Source organism: Aquabacterium sp. (genome assembly GCF_036279655.1).
Taxonomy (GTDB): Bacteria; Pseudomonadota; Gammaproteobacteria; order Burkholderiales; family Burkholderiaceae_C; genus Aquabacterium.
Genome location: NZ_DASUIT010000051.1, coordinates 1 through 25,886 on the forward strand (window position 1 = coordinate 1; position 25,886 = coordinate 25,886).

The 25,886-nt window shown below is 64.0% G+C and carries 10 protein-coding genes; 5 read left to right on the forward strand and 5 right to left on the reverse strand.

The window, feature by feature from the left end:
• From VFW84_RS05575 to murI, 3 genes are all read right to left on the reverse strand, one after another.
• A partial coding sequence (locus tag VFW84_RS05575) for a heme utilization protein (RefSeq protein WP_329679449.1) occupies positions 1-6,390 on the reverse strand: 6,390 nt, incomplete at its 3' end.
• 168 nt (positions 6,391-6,558) lie between these two features.
• Positions 6,559-15,423 (reverse strand): heme utilization protein, encoded by an 8,865-nt coding sequence (locus VFW84_RS05580; protein WP_329679450.1) that lies wholly within the window; start codon positions 15,421-15,423, stop codon positions 6,559-6,561.
• 342 nt (positions 15,424-15,765) lie between these two features.
• Positions 15,766-16,716, reverse strand: a complete 951-nt coding sequence (murI, locus tag VFW84_RS05585) for a glutamate racemase (protein ID WP_329679451.1) — start codon at positions 16,714-16,716, stop codon at positions 15,766-15,768.
• A gap of 105 nt (positions 16,717-16,821) precedes the next feature.
• Between murI and VFW84_RS05590 the strand changes: the two genes are divergently transcribed.
• The 4 genes from VFW84_RS05590 to VFW84_RS05605 all read left to right on the forward strand — a co-directional run bounded on the left by VFW84_RS05590 (position 16,822) and on the right by VFW84_RS05605 (position 21,514).
• Positions 16,822-17,571: an electron transfer flavoprotein subunit beta/FixA family protein gene (locus VFW84_RS05590; RefSeq protein WP_329679452.1), complete on the forward strand. Its 750-nt coding sequence runs from the start codon at positions 16,822-16,824 to the stop codon at positions 17,569-17,571.
• An 11-nt stretch (positions 17,572-17,582) separates the two neighbouring features.
• A complete protein-coding gene (locus VFW84_RS05595) occupies positions 17,583-18,515 on the forward strand; it encodes an electron transfer flavoprotein subunit alpha/FixB family protein (protein WP_329679453.1) in 933 nt (310 codons plus the stop codon).
• Between the two features lie 106 nt (positions 18,516-18,621).
• Complete coding sequence (locus VFW84_RS05600) at positions 18,622-20,427, forward strand: acyl-CoA dehydrogenase (RefSeq protein WP_329679454.1); 1,806 nt, start codon at positions 18,622-18,624, stop codon at positions 20,425-20,427.
• A 124-nt stretch (positions 20,428-20,551) separates the two neighbouring features.
• Positions 20,552-21,514, forward strand: a complete 963-nt coding sequence (locus tag VFW84_RS05605) for a nitronate monooxygenase family protein (RefSeq protein ID WP_329679455.1) — start codon at positions 20,552-20,554, stop codon at positions 21,512-21,514.
• Between the two features lie 42 nt (positions 21,515-21,556).
• Here VFW84_RS05605 and VFW84_RS05610 read toward each other — a convergent pair whose 3' ends face one another.
• Both VFW84_RS05610 and VFW84_RS05615 read right to left on the reverse strand, forming a co-directional pair.
• Positions 21,557-23,410, reverse strand: coding sequence for a hybrid sensor histidine kinase/response regulator (locus VFW84_RS05610; protein WP_329679456.1), 1,854 nt, complete (start codon positions 23,408-23,410; stop codon positions 21,557-21,559).
• A 27-nt stretch (positions 23,411-23,437) separates the two neighbouring features.
• Complete coding sequence (locus VFW84_RS05615; protein WP_329679457.1) at positions 23,438-24,175, reverse strand: response regulator transcription factor; 738 nt, start codon at positions 24,173-24,175, stop codon at positions 23,438-23,440.
• 172 nt (positions 24,176-24,347) lie between these two features.
• Here VFW84_RS05615 and VFW84_RS05620 point away from each other — a divergent pair, with 172 nt between their 5' ends.
• A complete protein-coding gene (locus VFW84_RS05620) occupies positions 24,348-25,883 on the forward strand; it encodes an efflux RND transporter periplasmic adaptor subunit (RefSeq protein WP_329679458.1) in 1,536 nt (511 codons plus the stop codon).
• Positions 25,884-25,886 lie beyond the last annotated feature (3 nt).

Genomic DNA, 25,886 nt, shown 5'->3' on the forward strand with positions numbered 1-25,886 from the left:
CGTGCTCAGGGCACTGATGTCGGATGTCTGGATCGCGGCAGCCTGGGCCGTGTTCAGGGCGGCGGACTGAGCCGTGGTCAGGGCGCCGATCTGAGCCGAGGTCAGAGCGACAACCTGATCGGTGGTCAGGCCAGCCAGGGCGTCGGTAGTCAGGGCGCGAACGGCGTTGGTGCTCAGTGCACTGATGTCACCGGTTTCGATGGCACCCAACTGGGCGCTGTTGAAGACCGCCACTTGTGCCGAGCTGAAGGCGGCCAGGTCGGTGCTCTCCAGCGCGGCGATCTGAGCGGTATTCAGCGCGTCCGTCTGAGCGGTGGTCAGCACGCTGGTCTGAGCAGTGGTCAGGGCAGCGGTCTGGTCCGTCGTCAGGGCATTGACGGCGGCCGTGGTCAGGGCGCGGACGTTGGTCGAGTTCAGGGCGCTGATGTCGGTGGTCTCGATCGCGGCAGCCTGTGAGGTGTTGAACGCGGCGATCTGGGCCGAGTTCATCGCAGCCAGGTCGGTGCTTTCCAGGGCGGCCACCTGGGCCGAGGTCAGGGCTTGCGCCTGGTTGCTGCTCAGCGCAGCGACCTGGGCGGTGTTCATCGCGTTGATCTGATCGGTACCCAGGGCGGCCACCGCGGCCGTCGTCAGGGCGCGCACGGCCGTGGTGCTCATGGCACTGATGTCCGTGGTCTGGATGGCGCCAGGCTGGGCTGTGTTCAGCACGGCCGTCTGGGCGCTGGTGAGTGCGCCAATCTGGTTGGACGTCAGCGCGACCACCTGATCGGTGGTCAGGCCGGCCAGCGAGTTGGTCACGATGGCGCGCACGGCATTCGTGCTCAGCGCGCTGATGTCACCCGTTTCGATGGCGCCAATCTGGGCGCTGTTGAACACGGCGACCTGTGCGGAACTGAAGGCAGCCAGGTCGGTGCTTTCCAGCGCGGCGATCTGGGCCGTGTTGAGTGCACCTGTCTGGGCGGTGGTCAGGACGGAAGTCTGCGCTGTGGTCAGGGCGGCGATCTGGTCGGTCGTCAGCGCGTTGACAGCAGCGGTGCTCAGGGCGCGCACATTGGTCGAGTTCAGGGCGCTGATGTCCGTGGTCTCGATCGCAGCGGCTTGTGAGGTGTTGAAGGCAGCGATCTGGGCCGAGTTCATGGCAGCCAGGTCGGTGCTTTGCAGTGCGGCCACCTGTGCCGAGGTCAGGGCCTGAGCCTGGTTGCTGCTCAGGGCGGCCACTTGGGCTGTCGACATGGCCTCGATCTGATCCGTACCCAGGGCGGCCACCGCAGCGGTCGTCAGGGTGCGCACCGCAGCCGTGCTGATGGCGCTGATGTCCGTGGTTTGAATCGCAGCGGCCTGAGCCGTGTTGAGCGCGGCGGATTGGGCCGTGGTCAGGGCGCCCAGCTGGTTGGAGTTCAGGTTGACAACCTGGTCGGTGGTCAGGCCGGCCAGCGAACTGGTCATGATGGCGCGGACGGCATTGGTGCTCAGTGCGCCAATGTCAGAGGTCTCGATGGCGCCAACCTGGGCACTGTTGAAGACAGCGACCTGAGCCGAGCTGAAGGCAGCCAGGTCGGTGCTTTCCAGCGCGGCGATCTGGGCCGTGTTGAGGGCACCCGTCTGGGCAGTGGTCAGAACGGAAGTCTGTGCCGTGGTCAGGGCAGCGATCTGATCGGTACCCAGGGCGTTGACCGCAGCGGTGCTCAGAGCGCGCACATTGGTCGTGTTCAGGGCGCTGATGTCGGTGGTCTCGATCGCGGCAGCCTGAGACGTGTTCAGCGCGGCGATCTGGGCCGAGTTCATCGCAGCCAGGTCGGTGCTTTCCAGCGCAGCAATTTGCGCGGACGTCATCGCCTGAACCTGCGAGCTGGTCAGCGCCGAGGTCTGAGCCGTGGTCATGGCTGCGACCTGATCCGTGCCGAGCGCGGCGACAGCGGCCGTACTCAGGCCGCGGACGGCGGTGGTGCTCATGGCACTGATATCGGTGGTCTCGATCGCGGCAGCCTGTGCCGTGTTCAGGGCAGCAGTCTGCGAGCTGCTCAGCGCGCCAACCTGGTTGGAGGTCAGGTGGGCGATCTGGTCGCTGGTCAGGGCGGCAGTGGCCGCGGTGGTCAGCGAGCGCACGTCCAGCGTGGTCAGTGCGCCGATGTCACCCGTCTCGATGGCGGAGGCTTGCGAGGTGTTGAGCACGGCGACCTGGGCCGAGGTCAACACGGCCATGTCGGTGCTTTCCAGTGCGGCGACCTGGGCCGATGTCAGCGCAGCGGCCTGGCTGGTGGTCAGCACGGATGTCTGTGCGGTGGTCAGCGCGACGATCTGGTCGGTGGTCAGTGCGGCGACGGCAGCGGTGCTCAGGGCACGCACATTGGTCGAGTTCAGGGCGCTGATGTCGGTGGTTTCAATCGCGGCGGCCTGAGCCGTGTTCAGTGCGCCAACCTGGGCCGAGTTCATGGCGGCCAGATCGGTGCTTTGCAGCGCGGCGACCTGGGCGGTGGTCAGCGACTGAACCTGGCTGGAGGTCAGGGCGCTGGTCTGCGCGGTGTTCAGCGCCGAGACCTGGTCGGTGTCCAGGGCCGCCACAGCGGCGGTGGTCAGGGCACGCACGGCAGCGGTGCTCATGGCATCGATGTCGCTGGTCTGGATGGCGGCGGCCTGGCTGGTGTTCAAGGCGCCAGTCTGCGAGCTGGTGAGGGCACCCACCTGGGCAGAGGTCAGGGCCACAACCTGGTCACTGGTCAGGCCCTGGATGCCGGCGGTGCTCAGCGCACGGACGGCATTGGTGTTCAAGGCGCCGATGTCGGTGGTCTCGATGGCGCCAACCTGGGCGCTGTTGAAGACCGCCACCTGGGCGGAATTGAAGGCGGCCAGATCGGTGCTTTCCAGCGCGGCGATCTGGGCCGTGGTCAGTGCGGCAGTTTGCGCAGTGGTCAGTGCCGACGTCTGCGCAGTGTTCAGTGCAGCGATCTGGTCGGTGCCCAGGGCGGCGATGGCGGCCGTGTTCAGCGCACGGATGTTCGTGGTGTTGAGCGCACTGATGTCCGTGGTCTCGATCGCAGCAGCCTGCGAGGTGTTCAAGGCGGCGATCTGGGCCGAGTTCATGGCGGCCAGGTCGGTGCTTTCCAGCGCGGCGACCTGGGCAGATGTGAGGGCCTGAACTTGCGAGCTGCTCAGCGCAGACGTCTGCGCGGTGCTCATGGCGTTGACCTGGTCGGTACCCAGGGCGGCCACAGCGGCCGTCGTGAGGGTGCGGACAGCCGCTGTGCTCATCGCACTGATGTCGGATGTCTGGATCGCTGCGGCCTGGGCGGTGTTGAGCGCGGCCGATTGAGCCGTGGTCAGCGCGCCGATCTGGTTGGAGTTCAGGGCCACGACCTGATCGGTGGTCAGGCCAGCCAGGGCGTCGGTGGCCAGGGCACGAACGGCATTGGTGCTCAGGGCACTGATGTCGCTGGTCTCGATGGCACCCACCTGGGCGCTGTTGAACACGGCGACCTGGGCGGAGCTGAAGGCCGCCAGATCGGTGCTTTCCAGCGCGGCGATCTGAGCGGTGTTCAGGGCGTCCGTCTGGGCGGTCGTCATCACGCTGGTCTGAGCCGAGGTCAATGCGGCCACCTGGTCGGTGGTCAGGGCATTGACGGCAGCGGTGGTGAGCGCACGGACGTTGGTCGTGTTGAGTGCGCTGATGTCGGTGGTTTCAATCGCAGCGGCTTGCGAGGTATTCAGTGCAGCGATCTGGGCCGAGTTCATGGCAGCCAGATCGGTGCTTTCCAGCGCGCCAACCTGAGCGGAGGTCAGGGCCTGAACCTGCGAGCTGCTCAGCGCCGCGGTCTGTGCCGTGGTCATGGCATTGACCTGATCGGTGCCCAGGGCGGCCACGGCAGCGGTCGTCAGGGCGCGCACGGCAGCCGTGCTCATGGCGCTGATGTCCGAGGTCTGGATGGCCGCAGCCTGTGCCGTGTTCAGTGCGGCAGTCTGGGCGGTGGTCAAGGCGCCAACCTGGTTGGAGTTCAGGTTGAGGATCTGGTCGGTGCTCAGGGCGCCAATGGCAGCCGAGCTGAGTGCGCGGATGTTGGTGGTGTTCAGCGCGCTGATGTCACCGGTTTCGATGGCGGCAGCCTGGGCGGTGTTGAACGCGGCCACCTGAGCCGAGTTCAGGTTGGCCAGGTCGGTGCTTTCCAGCGCCGCCACCTGGGCGGTGTTGAGGGCGGCAGCCTGGGCAGTGGTCAGCACGCTGGTCTGCGCCGTGGTCAGCGCGGCGATCTGATCGGTCGTCAGGGCGTTGACGGCAGCGGTGCTCAGCGCGCGCACGTTCGTGGAGTTCAGCGCGCTGATGTCGGTGGTTTCAATCGCGGCGGCTTGCGAGGTGTTCAGGGCGCCGATCTGGGCCGAGTTCATGGCGGCCAGATCGGTGCTTTCCAGCGCGGCAACCTGGGACGAGGTCAGCGCCTGGGCTTGCGAGCTGCTGAGTGCCGAGGTCTGCGCCGTGTTCATGGCGGCGATCTGGTCGGTGCCCAGTGCGGCGATGGCCGCGGTGGTCAGGGCGCGAACAGCTGCGGTGCTCATCGCGCCGATGTCGCTGGTCTGGATGGCGGCGGCTTGCGCGGTGTTCAGGGCAGCCGTCTGGGCCGAGGTGAGGGCGCCAATCTGGTTGGAGCTCAGGTTCTCGATCTGATCGGTGCTCAGGGCGCCGATGGCAGCCGAGCTCAGGGCGCGGACAGCGTTGGTGCTCAGCGCGCCAATGTCACCGGTCTCGATGGCAGCGGCTTGCGAGGTGTTGAACACGGCCACCTGGGCCGAGCTCAGGTTGGCCAGATCGGTGCTTTCCAGCGCGGCGACCTGGGCCGAGTTCAAGGCAGCCGTCTGCGCGGTCGTGAGCACGGATGTCTGTGCCGTGGTCAGGGCGGCGATCTGATCGGTGCCCAGGGCATTGATGGCAGCCGTCGTCAGTGCGCGCACGTTGGCGGTGCTCAGGGCGCTGATGTCGGTGGTTTCGATGGCGGCGGCTTGCGAGGTGTTGAAGCCGGCCACCTGGGCCGAGTTCAGCGCAGCCAGGTCGGTGCTTTCCAGCGCGGCGACCTGTGCCGAAGTCATGGCCGATGTCTGCGAAGAGCTCAGGGAGGCCACTTGTGTGGACGTCAGGGCGTTCACCTGTGCGGTGTCCATCGCGTTGATGGCCGCGGTGGTGAAGGCACGCAGTGCCGTCGTCGAGATCTGGCTGATGTCCGTGGTCTCGATGGCGGCGGCCTGCGAGGTGTTCAGTGCGCCAATCTGGGCCGAGTTCACGGCGGCCAGATCCACGCTTTGCAGCGCGGCTACCTGGGCACTGGTGAGCGCGCCGAACTGCGAGGAGCCCAGCGCCGCGATCTGGCTCGAGTTCATCGCCTGAACCTGATCGGTGGTCAGGGCGCCAATGCCGGCAGTCGACATCGCACGGACGTTGACCGTGTTGATGGCGGCAACGTCATTGGTCTCGATGGCGGCAACCTGCGCGGTATTGAGCGCACCGAACTGGCTCGAGGTCATCGCGGCCAGCTGGTTGGAGTTCAGGTTGGCGATCTGGTCGGTTGTCAGCGCGGCCGCGGCATTGGAGCTCAAGGCACGGATGGCCGTCGTACTGACGGCTGCCAGGTCGCCGGTTTCCATGGCGCTGGCCTGGGCCGTGTTCAGTGCACCCACCTGGGCAGAACTCAGCACGGCAGTCTGGGCGCTGTTGAGGGCCACCACTTGCGCGGTGGTCAGTGCGGCCACTTGATCGGTGCCCAGCACCAATGCGTGGTTGGACGACAGCGAGGCGATCTGGTCCGTGCCCAGCGCGGCCACATTGGCTGTGTTGAGCGCCTTGATTTCGGCGGTGGTCAGCGCGGCAGTCTGGTTGGAGGTCAGCGCCGCGGCATGGGCGGTGTTGAACGCAGCGATCTGCGCCGTGGACATCGCGCGGATGTCATTGGTTTCCAGCGCGGCAACCTGGTTGGTACCCAGTGCCGCAACCTGCACGGTGGACAGCGACGAGACCTGGGTGGAGGTCAGCGCCTGGATCTGGTCGCTCGTCAGGGCGGCCGCAGCAGCGGTCGTCAAAATGCGAACAGCAGCCGTCGAGAGGCTGCTGATGTCTGTGGTCTCCAGGGCCGCCGCTTGCGCCGTGGTCATCACGGCCGCCTGCGTGGTGCTCAGTACGCTGACCTGGGTGGAGGTCAGCGCCCCGATCTGATTGGTGTCCAGCGCGGCGAACGCTGCCGTGGTGAGCGAGCGGAAGTCCGCGGTCTGGATGGCTGGGATCTGGACGGTCGTCAAGGCGGCAATCTGTGCCGTGTTGAATGACGCCCAGTCGTCCGTGGACAAGGTCGCAATGGATTGAGTGGACAGCCCAGCAATCTGGGTGGTCGTGAACTTAGGAATGAGTGAAGACATGTTCAATCCCTCTGAATCCAATGCGCTCTGGCATGTAATGACTGAAAAGTTGATGGCCTGACGAGCCCTGCAGTAGCAAATGGGCGTGCGAGAGGCGCATCAACTTCATCCTGTTGTGGCACTTATCGGCTACGCACGATCGTTACTGAAGTCGTGCGTAGCCAAACCTCAGATAAGAGGGTTGTTTTGCTTGTCATCTACCAGCTGAGTGGGGTCCAGCTTGACGAGGTGCACGTCAAGGTTCTCCACGGCCGGGCTTGCCTGTACTTCCGGTTTGGTCGTGACGGACGGCTGACCGGCAAGCAGGTCGTGTCCGCGATCAGCCAGCAGATCGCTCGCGCTGACAGAAAGATGTTTGCTGTCGTCACCGGTGACGACAGCCGTCGTGGCCGTCGCCGCGTTCGTCGCACTGCCGCTGTCCGAATGTCCGGATGTGGTGGTGTTGGCGTCCGTGGTCGTGTGCTCGGTGGACGTCGTCGACTTGGTGAACCAGACGTCGGCCATGGCGTGGGTGGCGCCGTCGCTCGTCTTGTAGTTGGACACCAGGCCCACCACGTTACCGTGGTTGACTTCCGTGCCGGTCTGAGACGTCAGGTTGATCTCGATGATGCCCAGGCTCTGCAGATCGACCATCTCGCCGGCTTCGCTGACGCCGTCGCTGTTGGCATCCACCCAGACCTTGAGGTCCTTGAAGTGGGTGTCGGCGATCGTCAGCTTGCCGTCGTGGTTGGAGTCTTCTGCCCTCATCGCCGTGAAGCCATCGCCGGCACGTTGGCCGTTCTCCAGCTTCGTGGCGGTACCGAACAGTTCTGTGCCGTCATTGATGCGACCGTCGTGGTTGCGGTCCATGACCAGCAAGCCGTCGGTGGCCGACACCCAGCCGTGGGTGTTGTGGCTGCCGGTGGCGTTCAGGTCAAAGCTGTTGCCATGAGCGGCCGAAACGGTTTGCACGCCATCGCCATTGAGGTCCAGCACGATCGGGGTCGAGCTGATCAGGGTGTCAAGCTGCGAGGCGCTCATGGCACCAACTTGTGTCGATGTCAGTGCGACCGCTTGCGTGACGCTCCAGGCTGCGATGTCCGTGGTCTCCATGATGGCGATCTGATCCGTGGTCATGGCCTGGATCTGTGCCGTGGAGAACTCGTGGAACTGCGCCGTTGTCATCGCCACGATGCTGTCGGTGGTGATGGCCGCGAACTGGGCCGTGTTCAAGGCTCGGATATCGGCGGTGGTCAGCGCCTGGATGTGCGAGGTGTCCAGTGCCGCGATCACATCCGTGTGCAGGGCCGCGATTTGCGCCGTGGTGAAGGCACGCAGGTCGGCGGTCTCGATTGCCACGATGTGCGCCGTGTTCAGCGCGGCGATATCGGCGGTGTTCATGGCCACGAACTGGGCGCTGCTCAGAGCCACGATGTGTTCCGTGCTCAACGCGGCGATATGGGCCGTGTTGAAGGTCTGGATTTCAGCCGTGGTCATGGCACGCAGGTCGGTGGTTTCGAACGCGGCGATCTGGTTGGTGTTCAGCGCTGCAATCTGCGTGGTGGTGAAGGCCGCGGCCTGGCTGGTGTTGAGCGCGACGATCTCTTCGGTCGTCAGCGCGGCCACACCGGCGGTGGTCAAGGCGCGGATCGCCGCCGTGTTGAAGCCGGCCAGATCGCTGGTCTCGATGGCCGCAACCTGGTTGGTTGTCAGCACGCCGATCTGCGTGGTGGTCAGCGCCGCGATCTGGGCGGAGTTCAGGGCCACGATCTGGTCGGTGGTCAAGGCCGCCGTGTCAGCCGTGTTGAATGCCCTGACAGCCGAGGTGCCCAGTGCACCCAGTTGGGCGGTGCTGATGGCCACGGTCTGTGCCGTCGTGAAGACGCTGAACTGAGCCGTGTTCATGGCGGCGATGTCGGTCGTCTCCATGGCGTTGATCTGGGCAGTGGTCAGCACGCTCACCTGGCTGGTGCCGAAGGCGTTGACCTGGGCGGTGTTCAGGTTGACGACCTGATCCGTGGTCAGCGCTGCGGCAGCGGCTGTGGTGAAGGCGCGGATCGATGCGGTGCTCAGGCCGACCAGGTCACTGGTTTCGATCGCGGCGGCCTGGGCCGTGTTGAGCACACCGATCTGAACCGTGCTGAGGGCGCTGATGTGCGCGGAGTTCAGCGCGGCAATCTGATCGGTGGTCAGCGCGGCGGTGTCGGCCGTGTTCAGTGCGCGGACATGGGCGGTGGTCAGCACGGCGACCTGGTTGGTGCTCAGTGCGACAGTCTGTGCCGTGTTGAACGTGGCGATCTGTGCCGTGTTCATGGCAGCCAGATCGGTGGTCTCGATGGCGCCGATCTGGTTGGTGTTGAGCGCCGCCACCTGGGTGGTGCCCAGGGCGTTTGCCTGGGCCGTGTTCAGGGCGGTGATCTGGTCGGTGGTCAGCGCATTGACGGCGGCCGTGGTGAAGGCGCGGATCGAGGCGGTGTTCAGTCCGACCAGATCGCTGGTTTCAATCGCAGCAGTCTGCGCCGTGTTGAGCACGCCGATCTGGGCAGTGCTCAGTGCGCCGATCTGGGCGGAGTTCAGGGCCACGACCTGATCGGTGGTCAAGGCGGCCGTGTCGGTCGTGCTGAGCGCCCGGATGGCGGCGGTGGTGAGTGCGCCGATCTGGTTGGTATTCAAGGCGACCGTCTGTGCCGTATTGAAGACGGCCACTTGTGCCGTGCTCAGTGCGGCCACGTCCGTCGTTTCGATGGCGCCGATCTGGTTGGTGTTGAGCGCGGCAACCTGCGTGGTGCTCAGGGCATTGACCTGGGCGGTGTTCAGGTTGGCGATCTGATCGGTGGTCAGTGCGTTGATGGCGGCGGTGGTGAAGGCACGCACCGCAGCGGTGTTCAGGCCAGCCAGGTCGGTGGTTTCAATCGCGGCGGCCTGGTTGGTGTTGAGCACGCCGATCTGGGCGGTGCTCAGGGCACCGATCTGGGCCGAGCTCATGTTGGCGATCTGGTCGCTGGTCAGCGCGGCGGTATCGGCCGTGTTGAGGGCGCGCACATGGGCGGTGCTGAGTACCGCCACCTGCGCGGTAGACAGTGCCTGAGTGGAGGCCGTGTTGAGCACAGCAACCTGGGCGGTGGTCAAACCAGCCAGATCGGAGGTCTCGATGGCATTGACCTGCGCCGTGTTGAAGGCGGAGAACTGAGCGGTGCTCAGCGCGCCGATCTGGGCGGAGTTCAGGGCCACGACCTGGTCGGTGGTCAGGGCAGCGACGGCGGCGGTGGTCAGTGCACGCACCGCTGCGGTGTTGAGCGCAGCCAGGTCACCCGTTTCGATCACGGCAACTTGCTTCGTGCTCAGTGCGCCGATCTGGGCGGTGGTCAGCACGCCAACCTGGTTGGAGTTCAGCGCGACCATCTGATCGGTGGTCAGCGCGGCCGTGTCGTTCGTGTTGAGCGCACGCAGGGCAGTCGTGGTGATGACACCGATCTGGTCGGTGGTCAGCGCGGCGGTCTGGGCGGTGTTGAATGCCGCCAGTTGGGTCGAACTGATGACGGCCGTATCGGTCGTCTCCATCGCGTTGATCTGGGCGGTAGTGAAGGCGGCGAACTGGGTGCTGCTCAGTGCGGCGACCTGGTTGGAGTTCAGGGCCACGACCTGATCGGTGGTCAACGCGGCGGTGTCAGCCGTGTTGAGCACGCGGACGTGAGCTGTGCTGAGCGCGCCGATCTGGGCAGTGCTCAAGGCCACAGTCTGAGCTGTGTTGAACGTTGTGACCTGAGCTGTGCTCATCGCCGCTACATCAGAGGTTTCGATGGCGCCGATCTGGTTGGTGTTGAGCGCGGCAACCTGCGTGGTGCTCAGGGCATTGACCTGGGCGGTGTTCAGGTTGGCGATCTGATCGGTGGTCAGGGCGTTGATGGCGGCGGTGGTGAAGGCACGCACCGCAGCGGTGTTCAGGCCAGCCAGGTCGGTGGTTTCGATGGCCGATGCCTGGTTGGTGTTGAGCACGCCGATCTGGACGGTGCTCAGGGCACCGATCTGGGCCGAGCTCATGTTGGCGATCTGGTCGCTGGTCAGCGCGGCGGTATCGGCCGTGTTGAGCGCGCGGACTTCTGCCGTGGTCAGGGCACCAATCTGGGCAGTGGTGATGGCCACAGTCTGGGCCGTGTTCAGCGCCGCGATCTGGGCGGTGTTCATCGCAGCCAGGTCGCTGGTCTCGATGGCGCCGATCTGGTTGGTGTTCAGCGCGGCGATCTGCGAGGTACCCAATGCGTTGACCTGGGCGGTGTTCAGCGCAGCAATCTGGTCGGTTGTCAGTGCATTGATCGCTGCTGTGGTGAAGGCGCGGATGGCGGCGCTGTTCAGACCAGCCAGATCACCCGTTTCGATGGAAGCAGCCTGACTGGTGTTCAGGACGGCCACTTGCGTGGAGCTCAGGGCTGCGACCTGTGCCGAGCTGAGCGAGGCAATCTGATCGCTGGTCAACACGGCGACATCGGCTGTGGTGAGGGCGCGCATGTCGGCGGTCGTCAGGGAGCCGACTTGCAGGGTGTTCAGCACGACGGCGTGGGCCGTGTTCAGCACGGCGACCTGGGCGGTCGTCATGGCGGCGATGTCCGTGGTCTCGATGGCAGCGACCTGGTTGGTCGTCATCGCGGCGATCTGCGTTGTGCTCAAGGCCGCGATCTGCGTGGAGGTCATTGCCACGATCTGATCGGTGGTCAGGGCGGCCACTGAAGCGGTGTTCAGCGCGCGGATGGCAGCCGTGTTCAGCGCAACGATATCCGTCGTCTCGATTGCCTCAACCTGTTTGGTATTGAGCGCGCCAATCTGTCCTGTGGTCAGCGACCCAATCTGGCTGGAGCTCAGTGCCACGATCTGGTCGGTGGTCAACGCGGCGGTGTCGTTCGTGTTGAGCGAACGCAGGGCAGTCGTGGTGATGACACCGATCTGGTCGGTGGTCAGCGCCGCGGCCTGCGCGGTGTTGAAGGCTGCCAGCTGAGTCGAGCTGATGACGGCCGTATCGGTCGTCTCCATCGCGTTGATCTGGGCGGTGGTAAAGGCGGCGAACTGGGTGCTGCTCAGGACCGAAACCTGGTTCGAGTTCAGGGCCACGACCTGATCGGTGGTCAACGCTGCCGTATTGGCCGTGTTGAGCGCACGCATGTCGGCGGTGTTGAGCGCACCGATCTGTGCGGTGCTCAGTGCAACGGTTTGAGCCGTGTTGAATGCCGCTACCTGAGCCGTGCTCATGGCCGCCAGATCAGACGTCTCGATGGCGCCGATCTGGTTGGTGTTGAGTGCGGCGACCTGTGTGGTGCTCAGCGAATTAACCTGGGCGGTGTTCAGGTTGGCGATCTGATCGGTGGTCAGCGCGTTGATGGCAGCCGTGGTGAAGGCGCGCACGGCCGAGGTGTTCAGGCCGGCCAGGTCGGTGGTTTCAATGGCCGATGCCTGGTTGGTGTTGAGTACGCCGATCTGGGCAGTGCTCAAGACGCCGATCTGGGCCGATGTCATGGCCGCGACCTGGTCGCTGGTCAATGCAGCGGTATCGCTTGTGTTGATGGCGCGCACATCGGCGGTGTTGAGTGCGCCGATCTGTGCAGTGGTCAGTGCAGCAGCCTGGGCCGTGTTGAGAACGGCCACCTGAGCCGTGGTCAGGACCGCCAGATCCGACGTCTCGATGGCGCCAATCTGGTTGGTGTTGAGGCCGGCAATCTGGCTGGTGGTCAGCGCGATCACTTGCGCGGAGGTCATGGCGGCGATCTGGTCCGTGCTCATGGCTGCGACCGCAGCCGTGGTCATGGCGCGGATCGCTGCCGTGCTCATCACCAGCAGGTCGGATGTCTCCAATGCGGCGACCTGCGCCGTGTTGAGGGCCGCAACCTGGGTGCTGTTGAGCGCAGCGGCATGCGCCGTGTTCAGTGCGACAACCTGGTCAGTGGTCAGCACGGCAGACTGTGTGCTGGTGAGCGCTCCCACTTGCGAGGAGTTCAGGGCTGCGATCTGGTCGGTTGTCAGATTGGCGACGCCAGCGGTGGTCAGGGCGCGCACCGAGGCGGTGTTCAGGCCAGCCAGGTCGCCGGTCTCAATGGCGGCAACCTGGGCCGTGTTCAGCGCTCCTACTTGCGTGGTGGCCAGAGCGGCGATCTGGCTGGAATCCAGCGCAGCGATCTGGTCTGTCGTCAGCGCGGAAATCGATGTGCTGGCGATGGCGCGGATCTCGGCGCTGTTGAAAGCGCCGATCTGGGCGGTCGTCAGGCTGGCCAGCTGGGCCGTATTGAGGGTGCCAATCTGCGCGGTGTTGAGTGCTCGGATGTCAGTTGTTTCCAGCGCCTGAACCTGGTTGGTGTTCAGTGCCTGGACCTGGTTGGTGCTGAGTGCGGTGACCTGGGCGGTGCTCATGGCCGCAATCTGGTCGGTGGTCAGGGCTGCAACGGCAGCGGTGCTCAGTGCGCGTACACCGGCTGTGTTGATGGCCGAGATGTCCGTGGTTTCGATGGCCGCGACCTGCGCCGTGTTCAGCGTGGCGATGCTGGCCGTGTTGAGCATGCCCAGTTGGGTCGACGTGAGTGCCACGACCTGATCGGTGGTCATGGCCGCGATCTGCGAGGTACCCAGCGCAGCGATCTGTGTGGTGCTCAGCGTGGCAATCTGCAGGGTGTTCATGGCACCCACTGCAGAGGATGTCAGCGCACGGATGTCTGCCGTGTTGATGGCGCTGATGTCGTTCGTTTCGATCGCGCCAATCTGCGTGGTGGTGAGCGCGCCAAACTGCGTGGTGCCCAGCGAGGCGATCTGGGCCGAGGTCAGGGCAACGATCTGGTCGGTGGTCAGCGCTGCGATGGCGGCGGTGCTCAGAGCACGGGTGCTGGCGGTGGAAAGGCCGGCCAGGTCAGTGGTTTCGATGGCGGCAACTTGCGCCGTGTTCAGGGCGGCGGCCTGGGCAGACCCCAGAGCGGCGACTTGAGCCGAGCTCAGGGCCACGATCTGGTTGGTGTCCAGCACGGCAACCTGGTTGGTGCCCAGCGCGCCAACTTGAACGGTGGTCAGCGCAGCGGCCTGATCGGTGGTCAGTGCGGCGATAGCGGCCGTGCTCAGCGACTTGATGTTGGCCGTGTTGAAGGCGATCAGGTCGCTGGTTTCGACAGAGGCGATCTGCGCGGTGTTGAGCGCGCCAACCTGTGTGGTGGACAGTGCGCCGAACTGCGCGGAGTTCAGCGCCACGATCTGGTCGGTCGTCAGTGCGGCAATGGCAGCGGTGGACAGCGACTTGATGGCGGTGGTGTTGAAGCCGGCCAGATCACTTGTCTCGATGGCCACAACCTGGCTGGTGTTGAACGAGCCAATCTGGGCCGTATTGAGCGCACCAATCTGGGCCGAGCTCAGCGCGACGATGTCGTTCGTGTTCAGCACGGACGACTGGTTGGTGCCCAGCGCGGCGATTTGCGTGGTGGTGAGGGTCGACACCTGGTCGGTGGTCATGGCAGCGATCGCGGCGGTGCTCATGGCGCGGATGTCCGCGGTGTTCAGTCCGGCGAGGTCGCTGGTCTCGATGGCGGCAACCTGAGCCGTGTTGAGCCCGCCGACCTGGCTGGTGCTCATGGCGCCGATCTGTGCCGAGTTCAATGCGACGACCTGGTCGGTCGTCAGGGCTGCGACAGAAGCGGTGTTCAGTGCACGCGCCTGTGAGGTGGTCAGCGCTTGAACATCGTCGGTGCCCAGCGCCGCAACTTGTGCTGTGTTGAAGGCGCCAATCTGCACGGTGGTCATGGCGCGCAGGTCAGCCGTTTCAATGGCATTGGCCTGGTCGGTGGTCAGGGCGCCTATCTGGTTGGTATTGAGCGCGGCCAGTTGGGCCGAGGTCATGGCGACGATCTGATCTGTGGTCAACGCACGCACAGCCGCGGTGTTGAACGCGGCGACAGCGGCGGTGCTCAGCGCAGCCAGATCGCCCGTTTCCATGTTGGCGAGCTGGTTGGTGTTGAGCGCACCGATCTGCGTGGTGCTCATGGCCACCAGTTGCGCACTGGTCAGTGCCACGATTTGATCGGTGGTCAGGCCGGCTACCGTGGTGCTGGTCAGCGCACGCACGTCAGCCGTGTTCATGGCTGCGATCTGGCTCGTGTTGAGTGCGGCAATCTGGTTGGTGTTGAGCGTGGCCACCTGGGCGGTGTTCATCACGGCCAGGTCGGCGGTCTCGATGGCGCCGATCTGATTGGTGTTGAGCGCGCCCACCTGCGTGGTGCTCAGGGCCACCACCTGGGCGCTGCTCAGCCCGGCGATCTGCTCGGTGGTCAGGGCGGCGACGGCGGCCGTGTTGAGCGCACGAACACTGGTCGTGCTCATGGCGCTGATGGCGCTGGTGTCGATGGCGGCAACCTGGGCCGTGTTCAGGGTGCTGACCTGGTTGGTGTCAAGCGCAGAGATCTGCAGCGTGCTCATCGCCACCACTTGATCGGTGGTCAGGGCGGCCACGTCGGCGGTGTTGAAGGCGCGGATGGATGTCGAGCTCAGCGCCGACATCTGTTGCGTGGTCAGGGCGCGGATCTGGTTGGTGTTGAACGCTGCGATCTGGGTGGACAACATGGCCGCCAGATCCGAGGTTTCAATGGCGCCAATCTGATTGGTGTTCAGTGCCGCAACCTGCGTGGTGGCCAGGGTGGACAGCTGGCTGGAGGTGAGGGCGGCGATCTGCTGGGTGTCCAGTGCCGCGACGGCCGCGGTGCTGAGCGCACGCATCTGAGCGCTGGTAAAGATCTGAAGATCGGTCGTCTCCAGGGCGGCCGTTTGCGCCGTGTTCATCACGCCAATCTGCGTGGTCGACAGCGCGCCGAATTGCGTCGAGGTGAAGGCCGCGATCTGGTCGGTCGTGAACACCGCCATGGATGCGGTGGACACGCCTTTGAGGTCGGCGGTTTCAATGGCCTGGATCTGAGCCGTGGTCAGGGCCACGATCTGAGCTGAATTAAACAAGGCCCAGTCTGCCGTGGTCAGGTTGGCGATCGTTTGGGTGGACAGAGCCGCAACCTGGGCCGTGGTCAGCAGAGGAATCAGAGAAGCCATTTATTAACCCCTTGTGGTCCTCCTGGCCCGAGCTTGCACTTCACGATGTGGCAACTACCCGATTCCCGGAGGGGAAAATTCGATCTGTTCAGAGGCTATGCGTGGGGCACTGCCTCTGATGTGCGAATAAGCCGGGGTTCTGTAAAGCGATTTCGAACCGCGGGATTTTCCGCACGACATCGGGTTATCGGGAGGGGGGCAGGGGGCTTGAGGCCCAGGTGGCAACCTGAGGCACCCCAGGGTCTATACCGGGGCACAAAGCGCGCGAAACATCACGACTTGCCGTCCGTTTTCAGGACCAATCAAGCGGTGCTGTTACAAATTTGAGCGCTCGGCGGGGTATCAGGGCAGCGGTGAAACCGTGCCCTGCAGTCCCAACCAATGTCGGGCGACATCGGCCAGATGTTGAGGGTCTCCGCTGGAGAATAAATGAATTTTTCCAGCGAATTTGTGATTGACGCCCCAGTTTGCAGTGGTGCCTTGACGATGGGCACAAAGCCGGGCTGTGTGTTGGGCCACCGCATCCGAGGTGTCCATGATGGTTACATCTGAGCCCAGCGCCTGCTGAAACAGTGGTGCTACGAAGGGGTAATGCGTGCAACCCAGCACCACCGTGTCCACCTGGGCTTCGCGCAAGGGTTGAGCGAAGCGTTCAACCAGATCCTTGAGTGCAGGCGTATCGAGCTGGCCTGCTTCGATCTCCTTGGCCAGGCCCGGGCAGGCTTGCGGCACGATCGTGGCACCTTGTCCGTGGCTTTCAATCAAACGTTTGTATTTCTCGCTGGCCAGTGTGCTGGGGGTGGCCAGCACGCCAATGCGTTTGTTGATGGATTGCGCCACAGCTGGCTTGACGCCTGGTTCCACCCCGATGATGGGGACACCGGGATGGGCCTTGCGCAAGAGGTGTATGGCCGCGGCGGTGGCGGTGTTGCAGGCCACCACGATGGCATCGACATGCCGTTCGACCAGGAAGTCGCAGATGGCCAGACTGCGTGATGCAATGAACTCGCCATCTCGCTCGCCATAGGGGGCATGGCCGGAGTCCGCGACATAGGTCAGGTCAGCCAGAGGCAGCCTGGCATGCAGGGCGCGCAGCACCGACAAACCACCCAGACCAGAGTCGAATACCCCGATATGAGTGCCTGCCCCCTGGAACTGCGGGGCATCGTGCTGGGTGGGGCCTGGGCCAGTGGTTGCAGCTTTTGTCACAAGACAAGAAAACGGGGCAAATGGGGTACGTGAACGGGGGGCGCGGGACAGAAGTCGCATATTGTCATGCGATTGAGCCTGCATTTGTGGTCCAATCTCCCAAGTTCGCGTTAGAATCGAACGATCGTGCTTTTTTAGGCGCGGCAAACTTTTTACTTAACTCTTCCTCATGACGCAGGAGAACATCGCATGAAGGTTCTGGTTCCGGTCAAGCGGGTTGTTGACTACAACGTGAAGGTTCGCGTGAAGTCCGACGGCTCTGGTGTCGACATCGCCAACGTCAAGATGTCCATGAACCCCTTCGACGAAATCGCCGTTGAAGAAGCCACCCGCCTGAAGGAAAAGGGCGTGGTTACCGAAATCATCGCCGTGTCCATCGGCGTGTCGCAATGCCAGGAAACCCTGCGCACGGCCATGGCCATTGGTGCCGACCGTGGCATCCTGGTTGAAACCGACGCTGACGTGCAGCCTCTGGCCGTGGCCAAGGTGCTCAAGGCGCTCGTCGACAAGGAAAAGCCTGATCTGATCATCCTGGGCAAGCAAGCCATCGATGACGACAGCAACCAGACCGGCCAGATGCTGGCTGCGCTGGCCAACCTGCCCCAAGGTACTTTCGCCTCCAAGGTGGAAGTCGCTGGTGGCAAGGTCGCCGTGACCCGTGAAGTGGACGGCGGTCTGGAAACCGTGTCGCTGAGCCTGCCAGCCGTGGTCACCACCGACCTGCGTCTGAACGAGCCTCGCTACGTCACGCTGCCCAACATCATGAAGGCCAAGAAGAAGCCCCTGGAAACCGTGAAGCCGGCTGACCTGGGTGTGGACGTGGCCCCCCGTATCAAGACCCTGAGCGTGGCAGAGCCTGCCAAGCGTTCCGCTGGTATCAAGGTGCCCGACGTGGCCACCCTGGTCGACAAGCTGAAGAACGTCGCCAAAGTGATCTGAGGAGATAACCCATGACCGCTCTCGTTATTGCTGAACACGACAACAACAGCATCAAGTCCGCCACCCTGAACGTGGTGACGGCTGCCAAGGCTCTGGGTGGCGACGTGCACGTGCTGGTCGCTGGCTCGAACGCTGGTGCCGCTGCTGCTGCCGCTGCTCAGATCGCTGGTGTCTCCAAGGTCCTGCACGCTGACGGCGCCCAGTTCGCTGATGGCCTGGCCGAGAACCTGGCTGCTCAAGTGCTGGCCGTGGCTTCTGCCTACAGCCACCTGCTGTTCCCCGCTACCGCCTCCGGCAAGAACGTGTCGCCTCGCGTGGCCGCCAAGCTGGACGTGGCTCAAGTGTCGGAAATCACCAAGGTGGTGTCGCCTGACACGTTCGAGCGTCCCATCTACGCCGGTAACGCCATTGCCACCGTGCAATCGGCTGACTCGGTGAAGGTGCTGACTGTTCGTGGTACCGCTTTCGACGCCGCAGCCACCACCGGTGGTTCCGCTGCCGTGGAAACCGTGGCTGCCGTCGCTGACTCCGGCTCCTCGACCTTCGTGGGTCGTGAAGTGACCAAGTCGGCTCGTCCTGAACTGACTGCTGCCAAGATCATCGTGTCTGGTGGCCGTGCGCTGGGCTCTGCTGACAAGTTCAACGAAGTCATGTCGCCTCTGGCCGACAAGCTCAACGCTGGCCTGGGTGCTTCCCGTGCTGCCGTGGACGCTGGCTACGCTCCCAACGACCTGCAAGTCGGTCAGACTGGCAAGATCGTGGCGCCCCAGCTGTACATCGCTTGCGGTATCTCTGGCGCCATCCAGCACTTGGCCGGTATGAAGGACTCCAAGGTGATCGTCGCGATCAACAAGGATCCAGAAGCACCGATCTTCCAGGTGGCCGACTTCGGTCTGGAAGCTGACCTGTTCACGGCTGTGCCGGAACTGGTGAAAGCCCTGTAATCACAGGCAAAATACGGGATAATTCATGACAGACGGTTTGTCTGTTTGACATACCCGCCGGGGGCGTCTTGCGAGACGCCCCCTTTGTCGTTTATCGGAGAAAAAGATGACCTTCCGCGCCCCAGTCAAGGACCAACTCTTCTGCATGAAAGAACTCGCTGGTCTGGACAAGATTGCCCAGATCCCCGGCTTTGAAGATGCCGGTTTTGAAACCGCCCAAGCCGTGCTGGAAGAGTCGGCCAAGTTCAACGAAGGCGTGGTGGCTCCCCTGAACTGGAGCGGTGACCAGGACCACGGCTCGTGGGACAACGGCGTGGTGCGCGCCTCGGCCGGCTTCAAGGAAGCCTACAACGCCCTGGCCGAAGCTGGCTGGCAAGGCCTGCAGCAGCCCGTGGAGTACGGCGGCCAAGGCCTGCCCAAGACCATCGGCGCGGCCTGTATCGAGCAGACCACTGCTGCCAACCTGAGCTTCTCGCTGTGCTCCATCCTGACAGGTGGCGCCATTGAAGCCCTGCTGACCGCCGGCAGCGACGAGCTCAAGACCCGCTACATCCCCAACATGATCTCCGGCAAGTGGACCGGCACCATGAACCTGACCGAACCTCAAGCTGGTTCGGACCTGGCACTGGTGCGCTCCAAGGCCGTCAAGCAGGACGATGGCACTTACCGCATCTGGGGCCAGAAGATCTTCATCACCTACGGTGAGCACGACATGGTCGAGAACATCGTCCACCTGGTGCTGGCCCGTACCCCTGACGCGCCTGAAGGCGTGAAGGGTATCTCTCTGTTTGTCGTGCCCAAGTTCATGGTCAACGCTGACGGCTCGCTGGGCAAGCGCAATGACGTGTTCTGCGCCTCCATTGAAGAAAAGCTGGGCATCAAGGCCTCGCCTACCGCAGTGCTGGTTTATGGCGACAACAAGGGTGACGTGGGCGAAGGCGCCATCGGTTACCTGGTGGGCGAAGAGAACCGCGGCCTCGAGTACATGTTCATCATGATGAACGCTGCCCGCTACGACGTGGGTGTGCAAGGTATCGGCGTGTCCGAGCGCGCTTACCAGCACGCTGTGGCGTACGCAAAGGACCGCGTGCAATCGCGCCCTGTGGACGGTTCGCAGCCTGGTTCGGCCGCCATCATCCATCACCCTGATGTCAAGCGCATGCTGATGACCATGCGTGCCCTCACCGAAGGCGCACGTGCGATGGCTCTGGTTGGTGCCTCGGCTTATGACACGGCTCACCATCACCCTGATGCGGCCACGGCCAAGCAGGCCCAGGCTTTCTATGAGTTCCTGGTGCCGCTGATCAAGGGCTTCAGCACTGAAAACTCGGTGGAAGTGACCTCGCTGGGCGTGCAAGTGCACGGTGGCATGGGCTTCATCGAAGAAACCGGCGCTGCTCAGTACTACCGTGATTCGCGCATCCTGCCGATCTATGAAGGCACGACCGCCATCCAGGCCAATGACCTGGTCGGCCGCAAGACCTCGCGCGATGGCGGTGCCATGGCCAAGGCCGTGGCTGCCATGATTGCCGACACCGAAGGCCAACTGGCTGCCCGCGACAGCGCAGCTGGCAAGAAGCTGGCAACCCAGCTGAAGGCTGCCCGTGAGGCTTTCCTGCAAGTGGTCGACTTCGTGGTGGCCAACGTGAAGACCAAGCCCAACGACGTGTTCGCCGGCTCGGTGCCCTACCTGATGCTGACCGCCAACCTGGTGGCCGGCTGGCAGATGGGCCGTTCGCTGATCGCCGCTGAAGACAACCTGGCCGCGGGTAACGACGCGCCCTTCATGGAAGCCAAGATCGCGACCGCCCGTTTCTACGGCGATCACATCCTTGCGCGTGTGGCTTCGCTGCGCGACAGCATCCTCACCGGTGGCGAGAGCGTGACGGCCATGCCGCTGGACGCTTTCTGATCGACCCGCATTGAGCTGTCATCAAGCCTGGTAGTCAGGATTGATCGGCCCAACACAAGGACGCCTCAATCGGTTCACGCCGATGAGGGCGTCCTTTTTTCATTGATAACGAGGAGACAAAGACATGGCACTGCCTGACGTACTCAAGCGCGTTCCCTTTCCCGTCATCGCATCGCCGATGTTCATCATCAGCACGCCCAAGCTGGTGATCGCCCAGTGCAAGGCTGGTGTGGTGGGCTCGATGCCTGCCTTGAATGCACGTCCCGCCGCTCAGCTGGATGAATGGCTGGCCGAGATCACGGAAACGCTGGCGGCCTACAACGCTGCGAACCCGGACAAGCCGGCCGCGCCTTTCGCGATCAACCAGATCGTGCACAAGAGCAATGACCGCCTGGACCACGACATGGAGATGTGCGCCAAGTACAAGGTGCCTGTCGTGATCACCTCGCTGGGCGCGCGTGAAGACGTCAACCAGGCCGTGCACGGTTGGGGGGGCGTGGTGCTGCACGACGTCATCAACAACAAGTTCGCCAACAAGGCGATCGAGAAGGGCGCTGATGGCCTGATCGCCGTGGCGGCCGGTGCAGGTGGCCATGCGGGCACGACCAGCCCCTTTGCGCTGATCCAGGAGATCCGCGAGTGGTTCACTGGTCCGGTGGCGCTGTCCGGCTCGATCGCGCATGGCCGTTCGATCCTGGCGGCACGCGCCATGGGTGCCGACTTCGCCTACATCGGTTCGGCCTTCATCGCCACCGAAGAGGCCCGCGCCGTGGACGCCTACAAGCAGATGATCGTGGACAGCAACAGCGCCGACATCATCTATTCCAGCAAGTTCACCGGCGTGCACGGCAACTACCTGCGCCCCTCCATCGTGAACGCAGGGCTGGATCCTGACACCCTAGGCAATGGCGACCCCAGCCAGATGAGCTTTGGCAGCAAAGACGGTGGCGATGCCAAGGTCTGGAAGGACATCTGGGGTTGCGGCCAGGGCATTGGCGCGATCAAGAAGGTCGTGCCGGCGGCGGAACTCGTGTCGCGCCTGAAGGCCGAGTACGAGGCTGCACGCGCCGAGCTCTGCAAGGGCTGAGCCCCTCGCGAGTGCGCCCACGCTGAGCCCACATGCGAGGGCTCAGTGGGTGCTGAGCTTGAAGGCGATCATGGCGCGCAGCTTGTTGGCCACAACCGGTTTGATCAGCAGGTGGAAGTTGTACTTGCGCGCTTCTTCCTCGTGGCCAGTCATGGTGCTGCCTGTGACCATGATGGCCGGCAGGTTGGGGCCAAACCTGGCGCGCATGGCCTTGATGGCGTCGATGCCGGTTTTCTGCTCGGGCAGGCGGTAGTCCACGATCAGCAGATCGGGTGGTGTGTCCACCTTGCTGGCCCATTCGGTCATGGCTTCGACGGTGTCGAATGCGCTGACGGTGGCGCCCCAGCCTTTGAGCAAGACCTCCAGGCCTTCCATCACCGCGATTTCGTCTTCCACCACGACGATGTGGCGGCGATCCAGCGTCACGCCGAGCGTGGCCTTGCTGGGCGCAGCTGCTGGTTGGAGTCGGGGTGCGCGGCCCACGGGCAGCATCAGTGTGAACACCGTGCCTCGACCCACGCGTGAGCGCAGGGTCAGTGGCGCATCCATCAGGTCGGCCAGGCGCTTGACGATGGCCAGGCCCAGTCCCAGGCCCTTGCGGTGATGAGGCTCCAGGGGGCGGTTGCTCTGCGTCTGGTAGAACTCCTCGAAGATGCGGCCTTGCTCCTTCTCGGTGATGCCGATGCCGGTGTCCCAGATCTGCAGGCAGAGTTGTTCGCCACGTCGGCGGCAGGTCACCAGCACGCCACCATCTTCGGTATAGCGGATGGCGTTGGAGACCAGGTTGCGCAGGATGCGCTCGACGATGAGCGGGTCGGCATAGACATGGTGCTGATCGCCTCGGAAGCTCAGCATCAGGCCTTTTTCGAAGGCATTGGGCTCGAAGGTCAGGCGGATGCGGTTGAACATGTCGCCCATGCAGAAATGCTCGGGCTGGTTGTCCACGCCACCGGTGTCGATCTTGGTGATGTCCAGCAGCTCGCTGAACAGGCCTTCCAGCGCATCCACCGAGCTGTTGATGCTGTTGACCAGATGGGCGACTTCGGTGTCCTTGCTGCGCTGGCGAAGGGCTTCGGCAAACAGGCCCATGGCGTGCAGCGGCTGGCGCAGGTCGTGGCTGGCAGCAGCAAAGAACTGGGTCTTGGCGCGATTGGCCAGTTCGGCCTGGCGCTGTGCGGCTTCAGCGGCAGCCATTTCGCCCTTGAGTTGATGCGCCAGGTTCTGCGTGTGCACCCGCAGGCTCACCATCTCCCCAAACACGTTGCGAAAGCCGCGGCCCAGCGCCAGTGCGCACAGCAGCACCAGACAGAGAATGCCCGCGATCTGGACCTCACCCTGGTTGTTCTGCAGGGCAGTGCGAACGATCATGGGCAGGAAGTACACCCCCATGCAGAGCATGAAGAGCCGCGGCTGCGAGGCCATGTTCGGGACGGCACCCAGGGCCAGTGAATAGATCGTCAGGATCATCGCCGTGCGTTCCAGCGGACCCCCGTAGGGATAGAACAGCATCGAGGCCGCACTCCAGAGCACGACGCCCAGGAACATGCCGATGTTCCAGCGCTTGAGCCAGAGTTCGTTGTCGGCCTGGCCTTGCAGCACGGCGCGGTCGTAGCTGAGCAGACCCACGAAGCGGCCAGTCCAGATCAGGGCAAAGGCGAGCGCCCAGGTGCCGAGCAGGGTGTGCGGTGCGTGGTTCCAGTAGACGGCCACGAACACAACCATGCCCAGGAAGTGGGCCATCAGGGCGGCACTCGTCTGGCGGTAGACAAGCCGCGTGGTGTCTTGCGTCAGCGCGGCATCCGTCGGTTGCGGCAGAAGGGGGTAGGCCTCGGCGTCGTCCGCAGCTGGCGGGGGCGAGGCCGGGCTGGCATGTCTGCCCGATGGGAGCACGCTCATGATGTATCCGTCTGGAGGATGGATGGGTCAGCGGGTGCGCCAGGCGCCTGCCGAACCGGGGGCAGCCGTGGCCGTGCCACTTTGCTTTTGCAGGATCTGGCTGACCGCGATCACCGCCTGTGTGCGTGAGCTGACACCCAGGGCGCGCAGCACGGCTGCCACGTGGTCTTTCACGGTCTCGACCGACAGGCCGAGTTCACGCGCGATCAGTTTGTTGGGCTGGCCCTTGAGCAGCAGGTTGAGCACGTCGGACTGGCGAGGTGTCAGGCCCAGCTGCACCAGGGATGGCACGGTCTGGAAGGAGCTCTCGGTGGCTTCGCGTTGCACCTGCTGGATGTGGGGCGAACTGCTGAGCTGCGTCATGTTGTCGGCGCCCATGCTCATCGGGGGCACATAAACGCCGCCGGACATCACCTGCTGCAAGGCGTCGAACAGTGTTTCGTTGGTGGCGCGCTTGGGAACGAAGCCCATGGCACCCATGTCGATGGCGCGGATGACGTCGCTGGTGCGGTCGGAGGCCGAAATCACCACGACGGGCAGGGCGGGGTACTTGCTGCGCAGTTCGCCCAGCAGGTCAAAGCCGTCTGCATCGCCCAGATGCAGGTCCAGGAGCACCAGGTCGTAGCTGGGGTCATTGCGCAGCGTTTCGCGTGCGGCGCGACCGCTGTCTGCCGCAGACACCGTGACGTTGTCACCCAGGCCCTGGATGACGGACTGCAGGGCAGCCAGGATCAGCGGGTGATCGTCGATCAGCAATACCTTCATGAAATAGCTCCTGAATCGTGTTGGCAGCCAGCATGAACCCGCCCAAATCCCCGTCTAGGCGTGAACTTTCTCCGTTTTTTGAGGCTTCGGCTGCTTGAGATTTTCGGATCATAGGGGCAAGCCGGGTAAAAAAGCCCCGACACCCCCATGTGTGTGAACCAGGAAAGCCGCGTTGAGCACCGTTGTCACGTCCCGCCCGAAAGAGGCTGAGGCTCGATCTGCCTCGCCGGTGGCGCCGCCCGTCATGTCGCCTGGCCAGGTGAAACCGCCTGTGGCCGACGCACCGTCGGAGTCGCAGGCGGTCGCCTGCCTGCAGGCATTTCTGGCAGAAAAGGACTGGACGGCCGGCACCGCTGCCTTCGTGACCCTGCTCAACCAGCAACTCAAGTGCCACCGCGTGGCGCTAGGCTGGGTCAGTGGTCAATCCCTGCGCTTGCGGGTGTTGTCGGATGGCGTGCTGCTGGACGAGGGTGTCGCCTTGCCTGAGCTGCACCAGGCCATGCTGGAGGCGGCACACCAGCAGCAGACGCTGAGCTGGCCCCTGGCTGCCGATTCGAAACACGATCAGTCCAAAGCCATCACCATGGCGCACCAGACCTTGTGCCGTGTACAAGGTTTGTCTGGCGTGGTCACCGTGCCGCTGGCTCAGGATGGCGTCGTGCTGGGCGCCATGACGCTGGAGCGGACCACCCAGGTTGATCCGCTGCGCCCCCTGTCATACGAGCAACAACAGGCCAGCAAGGGTTTCAGCGACGAGGATCTGCGCTGGATCGGCCATCTGGCCGAACTGATGTCGCCCGCATTGAGCTTGCGCTACAGGCTGGAGCAACCCTGGTACGAGCGTGGCAGAGGCTGGATGGAGTCCCTGCGGCTGCGTCTGGCTGATCCGCGCGAGCGTGCCTTGCGCTGGTCCGTGCTGGCCTTCTTCGGCATCATGTCTTTCGGCATCGGTTTGCCCTTGCCCTATCAGGTGACAGCCTCGGCGCGCCTGGAGGGTGCCGTACAACGCGTGATGAGTGCCCCTCAGGACGGCTTCCTGCGCGAGGTGCATGTGCATGCCGGCGACGTGGTCAAGGCAGGCCAGGTGCTGGCCGAGATCGCCGATGACGATCTGCAGAATGCCTTGCGGGCCCGCGTGGCGGAGGCCAATCAGCACGAGAATGCCTTTGCCGAAGCCTTTGCGCGCGGCGACCGTGCGCAGGCCGTGATCGCGCAGTCGAAATTGAGCGAGACGCGGGCTCAGATGGCCTTGCTCGAACAACAGATTGCACGCCTGAAGATCACTTCGCCCTTTGACGGCGTGGTCATCGCGGGCGACCTGCGCCAGCAACTGGGGGCACCGCTCAAGCGGGGCGACAACATGCTGACCCTGGCGCCAGGCCTGGACTGGCGCGTGGTGCTGGAGATCGATGAAACCGACATCGCGAGCCTGAACAAGGGCCAGATGGCGCGCCTGAGGCTGGCTGCGATGCCGGATCAGACGATCGGCCTGATGCTCAACCGGGTGACGCCGGTGGCCAAGACCACGCCCAACGGTGTGCGCTACGAAATCGAGGCCATCCCGACCGGGGCCGGTGCCGGCGCGCGGGGGTTGCGCCCCGGTCTGCAAGGCGTGGCGCGCATCGACATGCCGCCCAGACCCTTGTTGTGGCGCATGGCCGACCGGGCCTGGCAATGGCTCCGCATGCAGGCCTGGACCCTGCTCTGAGCG